This window comes from Candidatus Poriferisodalis sp. (assembly GCF_965204125.1).
Classification (GTDB): Bacteria; Actinomycetota; Acidimicrobiia; order Acidimicrobiales; family Poriferisodalaceae; genus Poriferisodalis.
On sequence record NZ_OZ241968.1, the window covers coordinates 1,862,101 to 1,880,945 of the forward strand.

Consider the following 18,845-nt stretch of genomic DNA (forward strand, 5'->3'; position numbering starts at 1 on the left):
GGGTCAACGCAGCCGGTGTTGTGAGTGGATGAGGAGTTCCGAGCCGTGATCGATCTCGAAGGCGTCACCAAGCACTACGAAGTCGGCCCGGTACTGGTAACGGCGCTCGGCGGCATCGATCTTCATGTCAGCGCTGGCGAGTTCGTCGTCATTCTCGGCGCCTCAGGCAGCGGCAAGACAACCACGCTCAACCTCATCGGCGCCCTTGACACAGCATCTTCGGGGAAGATCACCGTCGGCGGCCGCGATCTCTCGAATTCCAGCCGGAGCGAGCTGTTCGCCCTGAGGCGCGAGACGGTCAGCTTCATCTTCCAGAGCTTCAATCTCTTCCCGAGTCTGACCGCCACCGAGAACGTCGAGTTCGGGATGGACGTTTCGGGCCGGCGCGACTCGGCTGACCCCGAAGAGATCCTCACCTCGGTCGGTCTCAGCCACCGTCTCGGGCATTTCCCGCACGAGCTGTCCGGCGGCGAGCAGCAGCGCGTGGCGATCGCCCGTGCGCTCGCCACCGGCAATCCTGTGCTGCTGGCAGACGAGCCCACCGGCGAACTCGACTTCAAGACTGGGTCCCAGATTCTCGAGTTGCTGGCCGAACAGGCGGACAGCGACCGGGTCGTGCTCGTGGTGACGCACAATCGCGAGATCTCGCGGATGGCTGACCGGGTCGTCGAGATGAGCAGCGGGCAGATCGTCAGCGACGGTCCCCCTCCGGGCGGCAAGACCCCGCTGTCCGAACTGCGCTGGTAGGTCCCGGACGTGTGGCTTTTGAAGCTGCGCTGGTCCTTTCGGGACGCACGCAAGCATTGGGTTCAGATTCTGGGCATCGCCTTCACGGTGTCCATCGGTGTCGGCGCATACGCCGCGCTCAGCAGCGTTTCCGATTGGCGACGTACGGCCATTGTTGACAGCTTCGAGCTCACTGCGATGTATGACCTGCGGGCCACGGTCAGCGGGGGCGAGGATGTGCCTTCGGGCTCGCTCGCGCAAATGGCCGAAGGGATCGACGGTATTGACCAGTACGGCGAACGCCTCGTCGTCGATACACAGGTCGAGACGACTGCAGGCGGCGAGGAACTGCTGGTTCACGGTCGCATCGTCGGTGTGGACATGGCCGGCGGGGGGCCGAGCGTCAATCGCGTCGAGGTCATCGAGGGCGATGACCTGCAGCAGATTTCAGTTGGCACGCCGGCGGTGCTGCTCGAGCGGAACTTCGCTGTGATCCATGACCTCCCGGCGACAGGTCAGCTGACTGTCGGCGGCGATGTCATCGTCGATTACCGAGGGCATGCGGTGTCGCCCGAGTATTTCTTCGTCCTCGAAGGGAACGGCTCGCTCGGCAGGTCCAACTTTGCCGCGCTGTTCACGCCGCTAGCTGCCGCGCAAGAGATCACCGGCCAGACCGGTGTGGTGAACGACCTCGTGCTGACGCTCCATGCGGATGCCGACCCCGACGCCGTGGCCGAACAGCTCGTGGACGCCGCGCGTTCGCAGCACGGTGTGCTGCTGGAGATGCTCAGCCGCGACGAGACTCCGTCGTACATCGGCCTCACCAACGTGCCCGACATCGATCAGGACATCTACGACATCATCACGTTGCTGCTCTTGGGCGGGGCGACCATCGCGGCGGTGAACTTCTCGGCCCGGATGGTGCAGACACAACGGCGCGAGATCGGCGCGTCGATGGCGATCGGGGAGCCTCCCCGCTCGATCGCCGTTCGGCCGATGCTGATCGGATTGCAGATCGGCGTCTTGGGCGCCGTCTTAGGAATCGGCGTGGGTCTGGCGTCTGCGTACCCGACCGTGGAAACCTTGAAGCAGATCACTGCGCTGCCGGTGTTCGAGACACCATTCAACGCAGTGCTGTACGCGAGGGCTGCAGCGGTCGGAATCATCGTGCCGATGGTGGCGGTCTTCCTGCCCGTCGTGCGCGCAGTACGGGTTCGCCCGATCGAAGCGATCCGATCAGGACATCTGGCATCTCGGGGCGGCGGTCTCTCGCCGATCATCAGCCGCGTGCCGCTGCCCGGCCGCAGCCTCGAGCGGATGCCGTTCCGCAACTTGATGAGAGCTCCTCGCCGTACGTTCCTGACACTGCTGACCTTCACGATGGGCTTCGCAATCCTGTTCAGCCAAGTGGGCTTCAGCAGCTCGTTCGAAGGCACTTTCAGCGACGGCAACCAGGAGCTGCTCGGCGGCGAGCCTGATCGCTTCATGGTGCAGTTCGATTCGTTCTATCCGGTCGATTCATCGCAAGTACGCGGCGTACTCGATGATGCGACTGTGCAGTCCGGCGAGACCGCGCTGCGCCTGGGCACGAGTGTCGCAGCCGTTGCGCCTGACAACGGCGTAGACGAGCAAACCCGGCTGGATCTCGTCGTCCGCTTTGTCGACTTCGGCAGCAACGTGTGGACCCCCACGGCGACCGATGGTGCGCTGTCACCTGGAGTGCCGGGCATCGTGCTGGCAGACAAGGCTGCGCGGGACTTCGGCGTGGGAGTCGGCGACGACGTGGTCGTCACGCATCCGGAGTTGGTCGATGGGGTGCTCGCCTTCAACACGCACGCACTGCAAGTTGTCGCGATTCATCCTCATCCGCTGCGAGTCAACGCCTACATGGATGTCTCGTCTGCGGCGGATTGGGGTTTCGGTGGCCTTGCGAACATCGTGACCGGAGTCCCTGCGGAGGCAAGAAGCCTCAACGATGTAAAGCGGTCGCTCTTCGGCACTGGCGCAGGCGTGGTGCTGGTGCAGGGTCTGGGCGAGTCATTCCAGTCGGTGGAGGATTCGCTGGAGCAATCGGCTGGGCTCTTCAATGTCGGTCGCATCTTCATCATTCTGTTGATCATGCTGATCGCCTTCAACACCACCAACCTCAATGTGGACGAACGGAGACGGGATCACGCGACGATCTTCGCCTACGGCCTTCCGGTGCGCCGTGTGATTGCGAATCTCTCGATCGAGGGTGTGCTCTTGGGCGTGATCGCCGCGGTGCTCGGTGGCGTGTTCGGCTACGGGTTGCTGCAGGGGATTCTGTTGGTCTTGATGCCGTCCGTCATTCCCGATGTCGGCCTGCTCGTCTCGGTCCGCTGGGGGGAGATGGTTGCCCATTTCGTGGTGGCACTGGTCGCCGTCGCCATCGTGCCGGTGTTCTCCCGCCGCAAGCTCAAGAACATGTTCATCCCGGGCACATTGAGGGTCATGGAGTAAGGACAGTCAGACTGGCTGTCGACGTCAGCCTGGTGCGCCAGACGGCTCGTAGATCCACGGTTGTCTCGGCAGTGTCTCGGGATCTAGGCGGCTCGCTGTCGTGTGCAGGTCGTCCACGCTCGTCACGGGATCGAGCCCGAGGCTGGTGAGCAGGAGGTTCACGACGTCGAGCGGTGTCTCGCCGAGTGCCAGGCGGTCTTGGAGTGTTACGGCGCCGTCTCTTTTGGCGAGACGGCGACCCTCGGGGCCCAGAACGAGTGGGACGTGGGCGTATGAGGGCGGTTCGATGCCGAGCAGTCGGGCGAGGTGGGCTTGGCGGGGGGTGGAGGGCAAGAGGTCGTCGCCTCGCACGATCTCGGTGATGCCTTGTGCGGCGTCGTCTACGACTACCGTGAGGTTGTAGGCGGGGGTGCCGTCGCCTCGCTGGATCACGAAGTCGTCGACTGTGCTGGTGTAGGCGCCGAGCTGGCGGTCGACGACGGTCACTTCGGCGGGCTCGGGACCGTCGGAGCCAACGCGCAGCCTGAGGGCTGGTGGTCGGCCGCTGCTGCGACGCTGTTCTCGCTCAGCCGCTGTCAGGTGTCGGCAGGTTCCGGGGTAGGCGCCTTCGGGTGACGGTCCGTGCGGGGCCGCGGCCGCTTCGGCTATCTCGCGCCGGGTGCAGAAGCACTCGTAGGTGAGGTCGCGCCGGTGGAGGTCGGCGATCGCATCGCGGTAGAGATCCAGGCGCTTGGTCTGGCGGACTGGCTCGGCATCCCAATCGAGCCCGAGCGCGGCCATGTCGCGCAACTGCGAGTCGTAGTACTGCGGCCGCACGGCCCCGTCGAGGTCTTCGAACCGCCACAGGAATCGTCCGCCGGCAGAGCGGGCGAACAGCCATGCCAGCAGCGCTGTGCGGAGGTTGCCGAGGTGCAGGTCGCCGGTGGGGCTCGGGGCCCAGCGACCAACAGTCAGGTCTCTCGTCAAGCGCTGCCCTCGGCGAGTGCCTTGATTCCCTCGACGCAGCGCGCCATGTTCGCCAGATGCTCGTCTTGGCGGCGGGACAGGATGCGAGGCTCCTTGTCGGGCATCGCTGTGATCGCCATCGAGAGGCCCGATTCGCCCGGACCGATCCGCACGGTATGACGCAGGCGGCAGCGCTGGCCGTGCAACACGTCTATCTCGTAGCGCCACCGGGCGCCGGCTACCTCTTCGGTCTCACCGGTCGCCCAGCCGAACAGCACGTTGGGCTCGTACTCGGTGATGGTGAGATCGATATTCCACTCGCCGATGGCGGGGTGCTGATTGTGGCCGATGAACTTGGCACCAGCGGCCGGCCCGTCGTAGCCCGGGGCCCACTCGGCGCGCACGAACTCCTCGGAGAAATCGGCCCCGGTGTTGATGTTGCTGACGATCTCCCAGACGCGTTCGGCGGGCGCGTCGATGTCGACTTCGACCGTGGCACCGGGACCCTCGCCCAGCGAGCGGGCTGCCGACTCGTCACCGCGTGCCTCCCAGGTGCGACCCCAGCCGTCCACGTACGCGATCTCATTGGCGCGCCGGCGTGGCACCGAACCGAACTCGGTGCCCTTCGCATAGGCCAGCGGAAGCAGTGCCACCGGCGTGACTCCCTCAGGGATGCCGAGCGCTTCGCGCAGTTCGTCTTCCTTGTTCAGGATTGCCGTCGTCCACGCGGTGGCGAGGCCGCGCGCACGGGCCGCGAGGCAGAAGCTCCATGCCGACTGCAGGACCGAGTCGAACAGGCCCGGCTTGCCGCTGTCGTCGTGGACTCCCCACACGCAGGGAATGACGATGACCGGCACCTCGGCGAGATGTTCGGCGAGGTGGAACGCCGACTTCATCACCTGTTCCATCGGGTGCCCGGTTCCCGCGGTCGCGTCGCGTCCCCGCTTCATGAACGCGCCGACGACCGAGTTGTACATGTCGCCGATGGCCTGACGCTGCTGTGGGTCACGGATCAGCAGCCATCGCCGGCTTGCTTGGTTGCCGCCACCGGGTCCCTGCTCGGCGACGTCGATGCAGTCGAGCACGACCTCGTGGGGGACCTCACGTTCCAGATCGAGGCGCAGCCGCACCGAGCGGGTGGTCGAGAGCACGCCGTCGACCGACGCGAGGTCGACAGCGGCAGTGTCGTAGCGGGCGGGCACGTGGGGGTTCAGCTCTGGTGTCGGCATGCCGCCAGTATTGCCGTCTCACTCAATAGTTTCTCCGAGCGTGATGAGACCCCCGCCGGCCGGCCCGCGACCAAACCGCATGGCCAAGCCATGGCCCGAGCGGTTTGTGGGCCTGTTTCGAATGGGGACGGGGCGCCGGATTGGAAACCAACTGGCTCTGGCTGCCCTCGCCGTGCTCGCCGCCGCATGCCTGCCGGGTCGCGTGGAGACGCACGAGCCTGCCGCCGCTGTCGGAGAGGATGCTGGCGCGGTCGCTGAGACGACGGCTTCCCGAGCGCCAGAGCCATCCGAACTGCCTGCGCCCGCTACGACTGTTCGCGACTGCTCGCCGCGGGACGCAGCCGACGACCTGCCAATCGACATCGCTGCTGCTGTGCTCGCGAGCGTCCAGATGTCGCGTGCGCTCTACGACTGCGCCGACGAGATCGGCTTGGCGTTCGCCGATGATCCGGAGGCGATCCTCACGCTGGCCGCACGCGGGATTGGCGGACCGCTGCTGCTGATCGAGTCGTGGTCGGCAGCCGAGCCGATGACCGAGATTCAGCGGCTCGCGCCAGAGCGCGTCGTGGCGGCAGGCTTCAACGAGCAGCGACTCTCCCAGCAGCTCCCCGGCTTCGATGTCGAGTGGGTGCCCGTCAATCCATCGGCAACGCTGCCGCATCGAGACGCTCCCCCCGAGCGGGTCTGGATCGTCGGCAATGCCGAACAAGCTGCAGTGTTCGGGGCACTCGGAAGCCAGATCGACGTAGCGGCGCTGACGGTGAGCGAGGGCGACGACTTGCGAGCTCTGCCTGTGGCCGATCGCGCCATGCTGCGCGACGCTGCGCACGTCGAGTTGCGCTCGGACCTCGGCCCCGACGCAGCGTGGCAGCTGGAGGTGGTCCGCGGCGGCCACGAAGTACCCGGAGGCGGCCTGCTTCTGTTCGAGCCGGGCCGCGCCCGCCGCCTCGTGGCCATGTACGGCCACCCGGCGACATCGCAGCTCGGTGTGCTGGGCGAGCAGGACCCAACCGAGGGCGTGGCCCGCCTCGCGTCCATCGCGGAGGGCTACGACGCTGACGGATCCGATGTGGTGCTCGCCTTCGAGATCATCGCCACCGTTGCCTCTGCCAGGGCCGGCCGTGACGGCGATTACTCCAACGAGACCGCTCTCGACGACATCAGGCCATGGGTCGAGGCGGCGGCTGCCAATGACATGTACGTGGTGCTGGACCTGCAGTCGGGCCGAACCGACTTCCTCACGCAGGCGAAGCACTATGAGGAATTCCTGCGGCTTCCGTACGTCGGGCTGGCGCTCGACCCCGAATGGCGGTTGCGGCCCGGCGAGGTGCATCTGCAGCAGATCGGAACGGTCGATGCTGCCGAGATCAACGAGGTCGTCGGGTGGCTGGCTGGCCTCGTGCGTGAGGAGGCTCTGCCTCAGAAGCTGTTGATCCTGCACCAATTCCGCTTCTCGATGATCACCAACCGCGAGCTCATCGAGACCCCAGCGGAACTCGCAGTGATGATCCACATGGACGGGCAGGGTCCGATCAACACGAAATACAGCACATGGAATGCGTTGACCGGCGAGCCAGACGCCCATCGCTTCTACTGGGGCTGGAAGAACTTCTACGACGAGGACTTCCCCACGCCCACCGCAGAACAGGTGCTGGCTCAGACACCGTCGCCGCTGTTCGTCTCGTACCAATAGGCCTGAGGCGCAGCCTCTAGCCTCCGCGACATGGCACGGCTGCCGTACTTGAGTTCGCGCCTGCAGGGCTACCAGTCGACGATCTTCGCCGAGATGTCGGCGCTGGCGGTTCGCACTGGTGCCATCAACCTGGGCCAGGGCTTCCCCGACACCGACGGGCCGGCGGAGGTGCTCGAGGCAGCGGTCGCAGCGATACGCAGCGGCACCGCAAACCAGTACCCGCCGGGCATCGGCATCGCTGAGCTGCGCCATGCGGTTGCCCGCCACCAGAAGCGGTTCTGGGGCATGGAGGTCGACCCCGACAGCGAAGTGCTCATCACCGCTGGTGCGAGCGAGGCTTTGGCCGCGAGCATCCTGGCGCTGACCGAAGTGGGCGACGACGTGCTCACGTTCGAGCCGTGGTACGACCTCTACGGCGCTGTGATCTCCATGTCAGGCGCTGTGCGCAAGGTGGTCACCTTGCGGCCGCCCGACTACGGCTTCGATCCCGACGAGTTGGCAGCGGCGGTCACGCCGCGCACCCGAATGCTGGTGCTCAACAGCCCGCACAACCCGACCGGCAAGGTGTTCAGCCGGGCCGAGCTTGAAGCCATTGCTGCCGTGGCCATCGAGCGAGATCTCATCGTGGTCACCGACGAGGTGTACGAGCACCTGGTGTTCGACGGCGAGCACATCCCCATCGCGACGCTGCCCGGCATGGCCGACCGCACGGTCACGATCTCCAGCGGCGGCAAGACATTCGCCGTCACCGGCTGGAAGATCGGCTGGGTCTGCGCCCGCCCGGAACTGGTGGCGGCAGTGCGCACGGCCAAGCAATGGCTGACCTACGTCAGCGGCGGACCGTTCCAGCACGCCATCGCCGCGGGGCTGGATCTCGGCGACGACTACTTCACGGCCCAGGCCGAGGACCTGCGCGCCAAGCGGGACCGGCTGACCGACGGCCTGCGCTCGACTGGCCTCGAAGTGTTCGAGCCGTCCGGCACCTATTTCATCACCGCCGACATTCGCTCGATCGGGCATGACGACGGTGTCGAGTTCTGCTGGGGTCTGCCAGACCGGATCGGCGTGGCGGCGGTGCCGAACGTGGTCATGTACGACAATGCCCACGAGGGCCGCCATCTCGTCCGCTTCGCCTTCTGCAAGCAGCACGACGTCCTAGACCAAGCCATAGAACGCCTCCGCACCCTGTAGCCATGGGGCCGCCGGCCCGGCTGTCAGGACGGTTCGGCGGGCGTGTCGTAGCGCTGTTGGGCTTCTGTCTCAGGCACGCCGAGCAGCTCGCCGATGCGCTGCCACGAGACGCCGTCAACGCGAGCTGCGGTCACCTTGGCGTGAATCAGTTCGTCTGAACTCTTGGGGTCGATGGCGGCGCAGCGGAGCCACCAGTCGGAGATCGGGCGGCGGACGGCTCGATCGAAATCGAAATTCTCGAAGCGTCGAGCGATCTCGTCCCAATCGTCGTCGTCGACGGGTTCATCGATTGGCAGTCCCATCACCGCCTGCCGTTCCATCGACGCCGCAGAAATCGGGCCCGAGCCGGCATCGCATGGAGGATCTCGGGAATATGTCCCCGAAACTCAATTCCAAGTTCAAGAGGTCGGCCGGAGCGGTCTCCGCCGATGATCATCGTCATGTTGTCGATCTCATGTGCGTCGAAGGCGTTTCGATAGGCGTGGAGCATGTCCTCGTCGCTGATGCCGTGCTTCCGCGCAGTAGGACGAATGAAGGGATCCACGTCACCCTACCGGTTGGTGAGAGTCTGCTCTGCTGGCCGGCAGCGGGTCTTGGTAAACGCAACCACATGCGAATCTGTAGCGGACTATACGCTGACTTTCAAGTGATTTTGATGGTTGTGAGTTGCTTGGTTTGGGCGGCGATCGCTACTGGCAGTCCCTTTGGAGTAGTTGAGAGTCACTTGTAAAAGCCCAGCGTATGGCCGGTTTTCTACTGTGAACTCCGTTGAGAGCTGTTGCGAGTTCGCCTGTGCGTGCCGAAGAGGGTGACGGCGAGGGCGGAGCCGATCATGCCGCCGGTGGTGGACAGGACGAGGTCGGCGACGGTGTCGTCGTAGGTGAGGTCGAGGCCGCCGCCTGCGCCCGTCTCGGCAACGATCCACTCGGCCGCTTCCCAGCCCACGATGGCGAGAGCGCCGAGTCCGGCGCCGAGCAACCACGCATCGCCGCGGGACAGACGGTTCGCAGCGCCACCACGGCGGTAGCGCCAGGCGTGGAATGCGCCGACCAGCAGGATCCAGTTGAGCGTGTGGAGCACGTCGTCGGTGGCGTCGAACGTGTCGTAGACGTACGCCAGGTTGCCGAGCGTGTCGATCAGGAACGGGGCCACGATCAGCACATCGGCAGTTGCTGGGTAGGGCCGGAACCGTCCGCGCCATGCGAGCGGCACCACGACTGCCGACAGCATGAACAGCGGGAACCGGAACGCCATTCCCTTGCCTTCGAGGTGATCGAGCGGCACGGCGATGGCCACCACGAAGCACAGCGCCAGTGCCGCCTTGAACGCCATCGCCATAGCGACGGCCCGGGGGCGGGCATCCAGTGCGGCGACGCCGATCAGTCGGTTGTCGTCGGCTGCTTTCGTCACCGTTCGCAGGCCGTGCTCAGGAGCCTGCTCGCAGGGGAGCGATCACGCCTTCGGCGAATTCGTTGAGCATGGCCAGCTCTTGGTCTTGCGTGAAGTAGCCGACGTGGTGCCACAGGAAGAACTCGGTAACGCCGAACTCCTCGTGCAGCGAGGCGACGTGGTCGAGTTCCTCCTCCTGGCTGCCGCGCCAGACACGGCCCATCGGCACCACGTAGGGCGGCGCGTTGTAGGCCCAGTTGAACAGCTCCTCGAAGCCGGTGTACAGGTCGGCGCCCTCGGCTGGCGTGCGGCCCATCGTGAGGTGGCCGCCGATCGCCAGTGCATCAGCCGCCGTGGTGTCGCGCCCCGAGCTGTGCGCTTCTTCGAGATAGATGTCGAGCGCTGTGCCGATGAAGCTCTGCCGCTCGGGTGCCACGAAGCTGACCATCTTTCCGCCCTCGCGGGCCCAGAACTTCGAGGTCTCCATGCTGTAGCTGAACGGCGCGTACACCGGCGGGTGCGGCTGCTGCAGCGGCCGGGGCACGATGCCGATCTCGCGCAGCGTCTTGTTCTCGTCGACCGCCGTCGGGTCGAAGTCGTCGGTCGGCGGGAAGTGCCATTCCATCTCGGGCGGGGCCTCCCAGAACTCGCCTTGGATCGACACCTTGTCCTGCGTCCACAGCGACTTCACCAGGTGCCAGTTCTCGTACAGGGCCCGGCGGCTGCGCTGGTCGGCATCGGATTTGTCGGACTCGGTGGAGGTGATGCCCAGGTGCTGGCCGAATGTGCCGGTCCAGCGCGGCGTGTTGCCGCGGGTGAAGCCCACGAAGGTGCGGCCGCCGGTGAAGTGGTCGAGGATGGCGATGTTCTCGGCGAGCTGAATGGGGTTCACGGCGGTGAGGTTCATGCCGAGCTGGCCCACCCGCATCCGCTCGGTGTGCTGGGCCACGAAGTAGTCCCAGAACAGCGGGTTGGTGGTGGTTTCGATGCCCTCCACCTGCATGTGCTGCTCGGTCATGGCGAACCCGTCGTACCCCACCGACTCGGCGAACTGCATCTGTGTCCGCACGTGATCCATGAGGGTCTGCCAACGCTCGGGCATCGACCCGGCGAGGCCGATCTGCTCGTCACGACGGCGCATGTACGGCACGACGAGGATCGTGAAGCGGAAGTCGGTCATGGAGACTGGGGTCCTTTCGGCTCACCGCACCTTGCGGCAGCGGCCGCACAGACTGCAACACTAGGAAACCGGCTGGCTCCTGAACCGGCCAGCCCAGCGTCATCCGAGCGGGGAGGAACCGCCAGATGCCCAAGTTCGAGCCCACCGCCGGGCGGGGATTGCATCCCATCGAGAATGCCCCGATCCCCGAGATCCGAGCGCTCCAGCTGGAGCGGCTGAAGTGGAGCCTGGCGCACGCGTACGCACATGTGCCCGCGTACCAGCAGCTGTTCGACGAGGCGGGGGTTCACCCGTCCGATCTGCACACCCTCGATGATTTGGCGCGCTTCCCGTTCACGTCCAAGACCGAGCTGCGCGAGAACTACCCCTTCGGCATGTTCGCCGTGCCGCGGGAGCAGGTGCTGCGGGTGCATGCCTCATCGGGGACTACGGGCAAGCCGACCGTGGTCGGCTACACGCAGTCCGACTTGGACATGTGGGCGCACGTGTTCGGGCGCTCGCTGATGGCGGCGGGTGTACGACCGGGCGACGTGGTCCACGTCTCCTACGGCTACGGGCTGTTCACCGGCGGGCTGGGGGCGCACTACGGGGCCGAGCAGTACGGCTGCACCGTGGTGCCGGCGTCGGTGGGCCAGACCGCCCGGCAGGTGCAGCTGCTGGTGGACTTCGACGCCGATGTGCTGTGCGCCACGCCGTCGTACGCGCTGGTCGTCGCCGACGAGTTCCGCAACCAGGGCATCGACCCGGCGTCGACGTCGCTGCGGGTGGGGATCTTCGGGGCGGAACCGTGGTCGGAGGCGATGCGGGCCGAACTCGAGGAGGCCTTCGGCATCGACGCCGTCGACATCTACGGCCTCTCGGAGGTCATCGGCGGGGGTGTCGCCAACGAGTGCGTGGAAACCAAGGACGGGCCGACGATCTGGGAGGACCACTTCTATCCGGAGGTCATCGACCCTGATTCGGGCGAGGTGCTGCCCGAAGGCGAGACGGGCGAGCTGGTGTTCACCTCGCTGACCAAGGTGGCGATGCCGGTGATCCGGTACCGCACCCGCGACATCTGCTCATTGCAGCCCGGCACGGCTCGCTCGATGCGTCGCATGGGACGGGTTGCGGCGCGCAGCGACGACATGCTCATCATCCGTGGCGTCAACGTGTTCCCGAGCCAGTTCGAGGAGCTGGTGTCGGCCGATCCGAGGCTGACCGGTCATTTCTTTCTCGAAGTGCATTCGCGGGGCCGCATGGAGGGCATCACCGCCGTGCTGGAGCCCAAGCCCGACGGCGGCGACCACGATGCGATCGCCGCAGACTTCACCAGCACGGTGCGCCAGCGCATCGGCATCGCTGTCGACGTCCGCACCGTCGAACCTGAGGGCATCCCGCGCTCAGAAGGAAAGGCGCAGCGCGTCCGCGACCTCCGAGGCTGAGCACATGGGCGGCGCGCTACGGTGCGGCGGTCGAGCCAGGCCGGGGCATGGCTTGGGCACCGCCGAAGGAGACAGTCATGAGCTTTGTGGAGATGCGGCACTACCGGCTGAAGGTGGGTGCCCCTGAACGCTGGGTGAAGGAGTACTTCGAGAAGGGCTACGAAGCGCAGCGCAAGTACCTGGGCGAGCCGGTGGGCTACTACACCACCGAGTTCGGCGGCATCAACGAGATCTACCACCTGTGGCGTTACGACACGCTCGAGGAGCGTGCCCAGAAGCGCAAGGCGCTGTTCGAGGATCCGCAGTGGCTGGAGTTCGTCAGGGAGATCGCGCCCTTGGTGGAGATTCAGGAGAACGTGATGCTGCGCGACATCTTCGAGAGCTGAGCTGGAGCGCACACCTATGCCGAACACGATGATGGACACTTGGGCCGCTGGCGACGAGACGCTGGGCACCTGGCTGTCGATGGCGTCGAGCCATTCGGCCGAGATCGCTGGGCGTGCCGGCTTCGACTATGTGTGCGTCGACATGCAGCACGGCGTGGCCGATTACCAGGTTGCCGTGGAGATGATGCAGGCCATCGAGATGGGTGGCGGTACGCCCATCGTGCGGGTGCCGTGGAACGAGCCCGGCATCATCGGGCGGGTGCTCGATGCGGGGGCGCGGGGCGTCGTTGTGCCCATGGTGAACTCGGTCGCCGAGGCGCAGGCCGCCGTGTCTGCCTGCAAGTACCCGCCGCTGGGTGCCCGCAGCTTCGGCCCGGTGCTGGTGGCTGCTCGGGCGGCGGCGGGGGAGAACTACTTCGAGGTGGCGAACGACACCACGGCATGCATTCCCATGATCGAGACCCGCCAAGCGGTCGAGGCGCTGGATGAGATCCTGGCGATCGAGGGCGTCGATGCCATCTACGTCGGCCCGGCCGACCTGTCGATCAGCTACGGCTACGGCCCCGGCTACACCGACGATCACGCCGACTACAAGGCAGCGCTGGAGCACATCGCCGAACGGTGCGCCGCACACGGCGTGGTGGCGGGCATCCACTCCACGGCATCACTCTCGGCGGACCGCCGCGGCAAAGGCTTCCGCATGCAAACGGTGGCAGGCGACGCCATGGCGCTCGGCCGCGGCATGGCCCGCGACCTCCGCACCGCCCGCGAGTCCGGCGTAGCCGAAGCCGCCACCGGAGCCGACTCCAAGATCTACTGACTCGGGCTCGTCTGCCTTCATGACCGCGCCAACGGGCTGTCGGCCGAGACAGGTGTGACTCGGCCTCGGCAGTGCTCTCGACCGGCACTCGCGCGTCAATTCGTAGGTGCGCGCCACCCCTAGTTGTCACACCCCCTCTCTACGTTGGACATCAGTGAGGCGGAGGCCGATCAGCGGCTCCGCAACCGGCACGTCGGGCGGTCACGCCGGATGAGTCGGGGTCTGCAGAAAGGGAAAGACAGTGGGCGCAACGTCAACAAATGGGACTGGGAACGGGCAGCTCAAGCGGAGCAGCAGGGCACCGTGGGAGCGCGGTGACGACGACGCATTGGCAAGCGACGCACAGCAAGCGAAGAGCTCCAAGAAGGCCAAGGGCGGCAAGAAGAGCGGCAAGGGCTCGACATCTGACCGGTCGAAGGCGTGGATGCTGCTCGACCGGTCTGGCTCGATGTCGGGGCTTGAGGTAGCAGTCGTACACGGCGTCAACGGGTTCATGGCCGAACAGGCGGCCCTGCCGGACAAGTGCAAGGTCACGCTCGTCCAGTTCGACTCCGAGGAACCGTTCGAGGTCCTCGCTGACGCTGTGCCCGTCAAGAAGGCGAGCGCGCTGTCAGTCGAGCAGTACTGCCCGCGTGCCGCGACGCCTCTTCTGGACGCGATCGGCTCGCTGATCGGGCGGGCCGACGAGCGAGCGAAGCGGCGCCGCAAGGCTGGCAAGGAGCCCGAGGATCAGACCGTTCTGATCGTTTCCGATGGCCTGGAAAACGCCAGCACCGACTTCACGTGGGCCGATATCCACCGGCTCGTCAGCAGCCGGCGCGAGCAGGGATGGGCCTTCGTGTTCATGGGTGCCAACCAAGACTCGTACTTCGAGGGCGCCCGGCTGGGCGTCGAACCGGGGAACGTGCAGAACTACGAGGCATCTGACGAGGGCGTCGGCGAGGCGTTCGCGTCGGTGAGCCGGGCGTACAGCGAGCGTCGGACGAGGCACTCCACCGTGGGCCTGACGCCCGACAACGACGACTTCTTCGGAGGCGTACGCGAAGCCGAGGAGGGGATGCGACGCCGCTCGCAGTGAGCCAGGCCCCGGTGCTTGCGGCTGAGGTAGCGGCGACCGTGTGAACCGGGCGGTGCTTGGAGGCTGGACAGTACGATCCGCTGCGGGGACCGACCTGGGAGGGGAACGTGGAAGTCGACTATCCGATCATCTCGGCCGACTCGCACATTGCGGAGGCACGCAACACCTACGTCGACTACATCGACCCCAAGTGGCGCGATGTGGCGCCACGGGTCGAGTGGACCGAAGAGCGCGGCGATGTCTACGTCATCGACGGCATGAAGCGCACGATCGACATGGGTCTCATCGCTGCCGCAGGTCAGAAGCCTGAGGAGCTCAAGCGCAGCGCGGCGTACGAGGAACTGCCGATCAGCAGCTACGACCCGGCCACGCGGACCGCCGACCAGGACCGAGACGGCGTTTCTGCTGAGGTGATCTACCCGTCGGTGGGCATGGTGCTGTGCAACCACTCCGACCCCGACTACAAGAAGGCGACCATGGACGCCTACAACCGGTGGATCGCCGACTACTGCTCGGTGGACACCGACCGGCTGCTGGCAGTAGGGCAGACGGCACTCCGCTCGGTGGAAGAGGCCATCAGCGACATCGAGGCCATGGCCGAGGCGGGCATGCGCGGCGTGATGATGTCGGGCAACCCTCATACCGAATTCGACTTCGACGACCCCCAATGGGACCCCTTCTGGCAGGCCGCCGTCGACCTCAACTTGCCCGTGTCGTGGCACATCCTCACCAGCCGCGGCCAAGGCCGGCCCCGGGGGCCGAAGGCGAACGCCTTCATGACCATCATCCGGGCGAACCAGGACATCATGGGCACGCTGGTGTTCGGCGGCGTGTTCGAGCGCAACCCCGGCTTGCGGGTGGTCTGCGTCGAAGCCGACGCCGGCTGGGTGCCGCACTTCATGTACCGGATGGACCACGCCTACAAGCGTCACCGGTACTGGCTGCCGCCGGGCCAGGAGCTGTCCAAGCTGCCCAGCGAGTACTTCAGCGAGCACATCTACACGACGTTCCAGGACGACTGGGTGGCGTTCAAGATGGTGAACGACGTCAATCACAAGCGGCTGCTGTGGGCGAACGACTTCCCGCACTCCGACAGCACCTGGCCCTGGAGCCAGGAGCTGCTCGACGAGCACTCGGCGAATCTGACGCCCGAGCAGCAGCAGGACATCCTCTGCAACAACTCGGCCGAGCTGTACGACATCGACCTATCGAAGCTGCCTGTCGGCGGCGATCGACTGGCCGCCAGCGCAGCCTGAGGGCAAAGCGGCCAGCACCTCGTCGACAACCGTCTGGGCGGGTGCTTCGGCCCGGACGCACAGCCGGCTGAGCCTCGCTCTCAGCCGGTACCGGGGCGTTCAGCCTCGCCGCCGAACCTGTGCATAAGCGCATGAACCCGACAGGTACCGTGGGCCATGAGCGCCGCGAGCGCTCGCTAGCGGCGTACCAGCGAGGAGCCACCACCTATGCAGAGCCACGAGGTCGACTACGAGATCTTCGGCGACGACATGCAGTTCGTCGAGGTCGAGCTGGATCCGGGCGAGACCGTTGTCGGCGAGGCCGGCACGATGATGTTCATCGAAGACGGCATCACGTTCGAATCGGTCATGGGCGATGGCTCCCAACCAGACTCAGGCATGTGGGGCAAGCTCAAGGGCGCCGGCAAGCGGGTCATATCCGGTGAGTCGCTGTTCCTCACCCACTTCACCAACACCGAAGCTGGCGGCAAGGCGAAAGTCGGATTCGCTGCGGGATATCCGGGCAAGATCATCCCGGTCGACCTGGCGCAGATGGGGGGCGAGATCATCGCCCAGCGAGACGCCTTCCTGTGCGCGGCGCTCGGCACCAAGCTCGACATCGCCTGGCAGCGCGGCATTGGCACGGGCCTTTTCGGCGGGGAGGGCTTCATCCTTCAGCGCCTGTCGGGAGACGGGATGGCATTCCTGCACGCCGGCGGCTCGATCAAGGCCGTGCAGTTGAATAACCAGACGGTGAGGCTCGACACCGGCTGCCTCGTGGCACTGCAGCCCTCGCTGCAGTACTCGATCGAGCGCGCAGGCAACCTCAAGTCGATGTTCTTCGGGGGGGAGGGACTGTTCCTGGCGACCGTGTCGGGCACCGGCTGGGTGTGGCTGCAGTCGTTGCCGTTCGAGCGGCTGTCGTCGCGGGTGCTGGCCAACGCCGCCGGACCCATGTCCGACGACTCCCGCGGCCTGCTCTCGGGACTGCTCGAGCGCAGCTGACGGCCGCGGCACCGACCGAGGGCGCGGTCGCACGACGCGTCGCCCGGACCTAGCCGAGCGGCGTCCGCTCCGGCCAGACTGGCGGACGTGACCATGCAGTTGACATCGAGCCACATCAACGTCGAGAATTTCGCGGAAGCCCAAGAAGCGTTCCACTCGCGTGGTTGGACCGATGGCCTGCCGGTGGTGCCACCCACCGACGACGCCGTAGCGGCGTGTCTGGAGTGGGCGATGCTGCCGCCCGATCATCTCATCGGCATCGAGCCGGTGCGGGCGCGGGCCATCACTGCGGAGAAGGCAGCCGTCAATGCCGTCATGGCGGGCTGCCTGCCGCCGCACTTCCCGGTTGTCGTGACCGCGCTCACGGCCCTGCTTCAACCCGAATTCGGACTGCACGGGCCCACGGCTTCAACCGGTGGTTGTGCGCTGCTGCTGATCGTGAATGGCCCCATCCGGCACGAGCTGGCGATGGACGCCACCTTCAGCGTGCTCGGGGGAGCCGACCGGTCGCGCGCGGTCATCGCACGGGCAGTGCGGTTGGTGCTCGCCAACGTGCTCGACGTGAAGCCCGGCGGCATCGACCGCTCCACGCTCGGTCACCCCGGCAAGCTCGGCTACTGCATCGCCGAGGACGAGGAGGCCACGGGCTGGGTCTCGCTCGGCGACCAGCGGCTCGGCACCGCGCCCGCCGAGCGGGGCCAGCTGTCATCGGTGACAGCGGTGGCCTCGATGGCGCCCCGGCAGGTCATGAATGAGTGGACGACCGACCCCACCGAGCTGTGCGAGACGCTCGCCGCCGAGATTCGTGCCAACCAGCTCAACTACTCCATCTGGCCCGGCAACTACACCGTGGTGCTGCCGCCGCAGCTGCGGACCCACTTCGATGCGGCCGGTTGGACCAAGGACGACATTGCCGCCTGCGTGTACGAGCGGGCCCGGGTGCGCCGGGGCGACTGGGCCGCCGTCGGCAAGGGAGCCGTCGTCAAGGACCGGGCCGAACGCACCTATCCCGCGCTGGAATCACCGGAGGACCTGCTGATCGTTGCTGCAGGCGGGCCGGCAGGCGGCTTCGCAGCCGTCATCCCGCCGTGGCTCGGCACGCGCAGCCACGCGGCCACGGTGGCCGTGGGCGCCTGCGTGGATTGCGAGATCAGCTAGCGCGATCAACCGTCGGTGGCGAGGCCGAGGCTCGACGCCCTCGGCGTGTGCGTCGTGCTTGGAGCCTGCTGTGCTCAGCCGCGGGTGAACGCCACCGCACGCCTGGTCGCGCAAGACTCCGAATATGGACAAGAACCACAGTTCGCACCAGCCGCAGACTGTGCACAATGGCCTGCTGGCGGAGCTGCCCGATGACTACCTGGCCTCGGTCGAGGACTATCACCGGCTTGCGTACGCCGTGGTGGGCGAGGCGCGCCGGGTCGCGACGGGGCGGTTCGGCCTGCGCAGCCTGGACGAAGGTTTCGGCACGCCGGTGTTTGAGGTGACGATGGGCCGCGCCGGCGAGATGGAGTGCCAGGTGTGGGTCGACGGCGATGAGCTGTTCGCCACCGAAGGCGGCAGTCAGCGCAGCGCCCACATCACGACGCTGTCTGCAGCCGCCGACTTCGCCGGGGTTTCGCCGGGAACGGATGCGCGCGAACACGACAGTCCGGAACTCGGCGACGTGGATCGCTGGCTGCGGGTGAGCCCGGAGATGGGTTCGCATCTGGTGGCGTGGTTCCGACTCGGCAAGCATGCACTCGGACAGTTGCGCCAACTGCCCGGTGCGGTGGAGCCCGATGAGATCCAGCTGTGGCCAGGGCACTTCGACATTGCTACGGCCATCGGTGATGCCGACGACGGGACTCGAGCCACCTACGGCCTGTCGCCGGGCGACACTGCTCACCCGTTCCCGTATGCCTACGTGGGGCCGTGGGCCGACGTGGATCGCAGCGATCCGTACTGGAACGACGATGCCTTCGGCGGGGCGTCGCTGCCGTATGCGGAGATCATTGCCGCGGCAGACCCCGCCAGCGCCGTGTTTGAGTTCGTGTACGCCGGCTTCGACAACATCAACGGCTGAG

18 protein-coding genes are annotated in these 18,845 nt (G+C 66.4%); 12 read left to right on the forward strand and 6 right to left on the reverse strand.

Annotated features, from left to right (window positions below):
* Positions 1-24 precede the first annotated feature (24 nt).
* Together ACOGXD_RS08820 and ACOGXD_RS08825 are read left to right on the forward strand one after the other, a co-directional pair.
* On the forward strand, positions 25-747 hold the full coding sequence (locus tag ACOGXD_RS08820) for an ABC transporter ATP-binding protein (protein ID WP_419914256.1): 723 nt from the start codon (positions 25-27) through the stop codon (positions 745-747).
* A gap of 9 nt (positions 748-756) precedes the next feature.
* The gene (locus ACOGXD_RS08825; RefSeq protein ID WP_419914258.1) at positions 757-3,207 is read left to right on the forward strand and encodes an FtsX-like permease family protein; all 2,451 of its coding nucleotides are present in this window, start codon (positions 757-759) and stop codon (positions 3,205-3,207) included.
* A 24-nt stretch (positions 3,208-3,231) separates the two neighbouring features.
* Here the strand turns inward: ACOGXD_RS08825 and gluQRS are convergent, their stop codons facing one another.
* Positions 3,232-4,173: a tRNA glutamyl-Q(34) synthetase GluQRS gene (gluQRS, locus tag ACOGXD_RS08830; protein WP_419914260.1), complete on the reverse strand. Its 942-nt coding sequence runs from the start codon at positions 4,171-4,173 to the stop codon at positions 3,232-3,234.
* Positions 4,170-5,381 carry a nitroreductase family protein gene (locus ACOGXD_RS08835; protein WP_419914262.1) on the reverse strand — a complete coding sequence of 404 codons (1,212 nt, stop codon included), beginning with the start codon at positions 5,379-5,381 and terminating at the stop codon, positions 4,170-4,172. The genes gluQRS and ACOGXD_RS08835 overlap by 4 nt, the downstream gene beginning before the upstream one ends.
* A gap of 202 nt (positions 5,382-5,583) precedes the next feature.
* Here ACOGXD_RS08835 and ACOGXD_RS08840 point away from each other — a divergent pair, with 202 nt between their 5' ends.
* Positions 5,584-7,074 carry a hypothetical protein gene (locus ACOGXD_RS08840; RefSeq protein WP_419914264.1) on the forward strand — a complete coding sequence of 497 codons (1,491 nt, stop codon included), beginning with the start codon at positions 5,584-5,586 and terminating at the stop codon, positions 7,072-7,074.
* A 30-nt stretch (positions 7,075-7,104) separates the two neighbouring features.
* Complete coding sequence (locus ACOGXD_RS08845; protein WP_419914266.1) at positions 7,105-8,265, forward strand: pyridoxal phosphate-dependent aminotransferase; 1,161 nt, start codon at positions 7,105-7,107, stop codon at positions 8,263-8,265.
* 23 nt (positions 8,266-8,288) lie between these two features.
* On the opposite strand, the gene ACOGXD_RS08850 is transcribed toward ACOGXD_RS08845, so the two are convergent.
* The 4 genes from ACOGXD_RS08850 to ACOGXD_RS08865 all read right to left on the reverse strand — a co-directional run bounded on the left by ACOGXD_RS08850 (position 8,289) and on the right by ACOGXD_RS08865 (position 10,834).
* Positions 8,289-8,567, reverse strand: a complete 279-nt coding sequence (locus ACOGXD_RS08850) for a hypothetical protein (RefSeq protein WP_419914268.1) — start codon at positions 8,565-8,567, stop codon at positions 8,289-8,291.
* Positions 8,567-8,809, reverse strand: coding sequence for a hypothetical protein (locus tag ACOGXD_RS08855; protein ID WP_419914270.1), 243 nt, complete (start codon positions 8,807-8,809; stop codon positions 8,567-8,569). The genes ACOGXD_RS08850 and ACOGXD_RS08855 overlap by 1 nt, the downstream gene beginning before the upstream one ends.
* Positions 8,810-9,018: 209 nt before the next feature.
* Positions 9,019-9,675 carry a hypothetical protein gene (locus tag ACOGXD_RS08860; RefSeq protein WP_419914272.1) on the reverse strand — a complete coding sequence of 219 codons (657 nt, stop codon included), beginning with the start codon at positions 9,673-9,675 and terminating at the stop codon, positions 9,019-9,021.
* Between the two features lie 16 nt (positions 9,676-9,691).
* A complete protein-coding gene (locus ACOGXD_RS08865) occupies positions 9,692-10,834 on the reverse strand; it encodes an LLM class flavin-dependent oxidoreductase (RefSeq protein WP_419914274.1) in 1,143 nt (380 codons plus the stop codon).
* A 125-nt stretch (positions 10,835-10,959) separates the two neighbouring features.
* On the opposite strand from ACOGXD_RS08865, the gene ACOGXD_RS08870 reads away from it, so the two are divergent.
* The 8 genes from ACOGXD_RS08870 to ACOGXD_RS08905 all read left to right on the forward strand — a co-directional run bounded on the left by ACOGXD_RS08870 (position 10,960) and on the right by ACOGXD_RS08905 (position 18,844).
* On the forward strand, positions 10,960-12,258 hold the full coding sequence (locus tag ACOGXD_RS08870) for an AMP-binding protein (protein ID WP_419914276.1): 1,299 nt from the start codon (positions 10,960-10,962) through the stop codon (positions 12,256-12,258).
* Between the two features lie 77 nt (positions 12,259-12,335).
* A complete protein-coding gene (locus tag ACOGXD_RS08875) occupies positions 12,336-12,644 on the forward strand; it encodes an NIPSNAP family protein (RefSeq protein ID WP_419914278.1) in 309 nt (102 codons plus the stop codon).
* 16 nt (positions 12,645-12,660) lie between these two features.
* A complete protein-coding gene (locus ACOGXD_RS08880; RefSeq protein ID WP_419914280.1) occupies positions 12,661-13,464 on the forward strand; it encodes an HpcH/HpaI aldolase family protein in 804 nt (267 codons plus the stop codon).
* A gap of 328 nt (positions 13,465-13,792) precedes the next feature.
* Entirely contained in the window at positions 13,793-14,542 is a 750-nt protein-coding gene (locus tag ACOGXD_RS08885; RefSeq protein WP_419914282.1) for a hypothetical protein, read from the forward strand.
* Between the two features lie 107 nt (positions 14,543-14,649).
* On the forward strand, positions 14,650-15,798 hold the full coding sequence (locus ACOGXD_RS08890; protein ID WP_419914284.1) for an amidohydrolase family protein: 1,149 nt from the start codon (positions 14,650-14,652) through the stop codon (positions 15,796-15,798).
* Positions 15,799-16,005: 207 nt separating this feature from the next.
* Positions 16,006-16,782, forward strand: coding sequence for a TIGR00266 family protein (locus ACOGXD_RS08895; protein ID WP_419914286.1), 777 nt, complete (start codon positions 16,006-16,008; stop codon positions 16,780-16,782).
* Between the two features lie 93 nt (positions 16,783-16,875).
* Positions 16,876-17,940, forward strand: coding sequence for a hypothetical protein (locus tag ACOGXD_RS08900; protein WP_419917381.1), 1,065 nt, complete (start codon positions 16,876-16,878; stop codon positions 17,938-17,940).
* A gap of 124 nt (positions 17,941-18,064) precedes the next feature.
* The gene (locus ACOGXD_RS08905; RefSeq protein ID WP_419914288.1) at positions 18,065-18,844 is read left to right on the forward strand and encodes a hypothetical protein; all 780 of its coding nucleotides are present in this window, start codon (positions 18,065-18,067) and stop codon (positions 18,842-18,844) included.
* The last annotated feature ends 1 nt before the right edge of the window (position 18,845 follow it).

Excerpts from the sequence above, each read along its gene's own strand:
- ACOGXD_RS08835 (WP_419914262.1), bottom strand. The coding sequence starts at position 5,381 with ATGCCGACACCAGAGCTGAACCCCCACGTGCCCGCCCGCTACGACACT.
- ACOGXD_RS08845 (WP_419914266.1), top strand. The coding sequence starts at position 7,105 with ATGGCACGGCTGCCGTACTTGAGTTCGCGCCTGCAGGGCTACCAGTCG.
- ACOGXD_RS08850 (WP_419914268.1), bottom strand. The coding sequence starts at position 8,567 with ATGGGACTGCCAATCGATGAACCCGTCGACGACGACGATTGGGACGAG.
- ACOGXD_RS08865 (WP_419914274.1), bottom strand. The coding sequence starts at position 10,834 with ATGACCGACTTCCGCTTCACGATCCTCGTCGTGCCGTACATGCGCCGT.
- ACOGXD_RS08870 (WP_419914276.1), top strand. The coding sequence starts at position 10,960 with ATGCCCAAGTTCGAGCCCACCGCCGGGCGGGGATTGCATCCCATCGAG.
- ACOGXD_RS08875 (WP_419914278.1), top strand. The coding sequence starts at position 12,336 with ATGAGCTTTGTGGAGATGCGGCACTACCGGCTGAAGGTGGGTGCCCCT.
- ACOGXD_RS08880 (WP_419914280.1), top strand. The coding sequence starts at position 12,661 with ATGCCGAACACGATGATGGACACTTGGGCCGCTGGCGACGAGACGCTG.
- ACOGXD_RS08895 (WP_419914286.1), top strand. The coding sequence starts at position 16,006 with ATGCAGAGCCACGAGGTCGACTACGAGATCTTCGGCGACGACATGCAG.
- ACOGXD_RS08900 (WP_419917381.1), top strand. The coding sequence starts at position 16,876 with ATGCAGTTGACATCGAGCCACATCAACGTCGAGAATTTCGCGGAAGCC.
- ACOGXD_RS08905 (WP_419914288.1), top strand. The coding sequence starts at position 18,065 with ATGGACAAGAACCACAGTTCGCACCAGCCGCAGACTGTGCACAATGGC.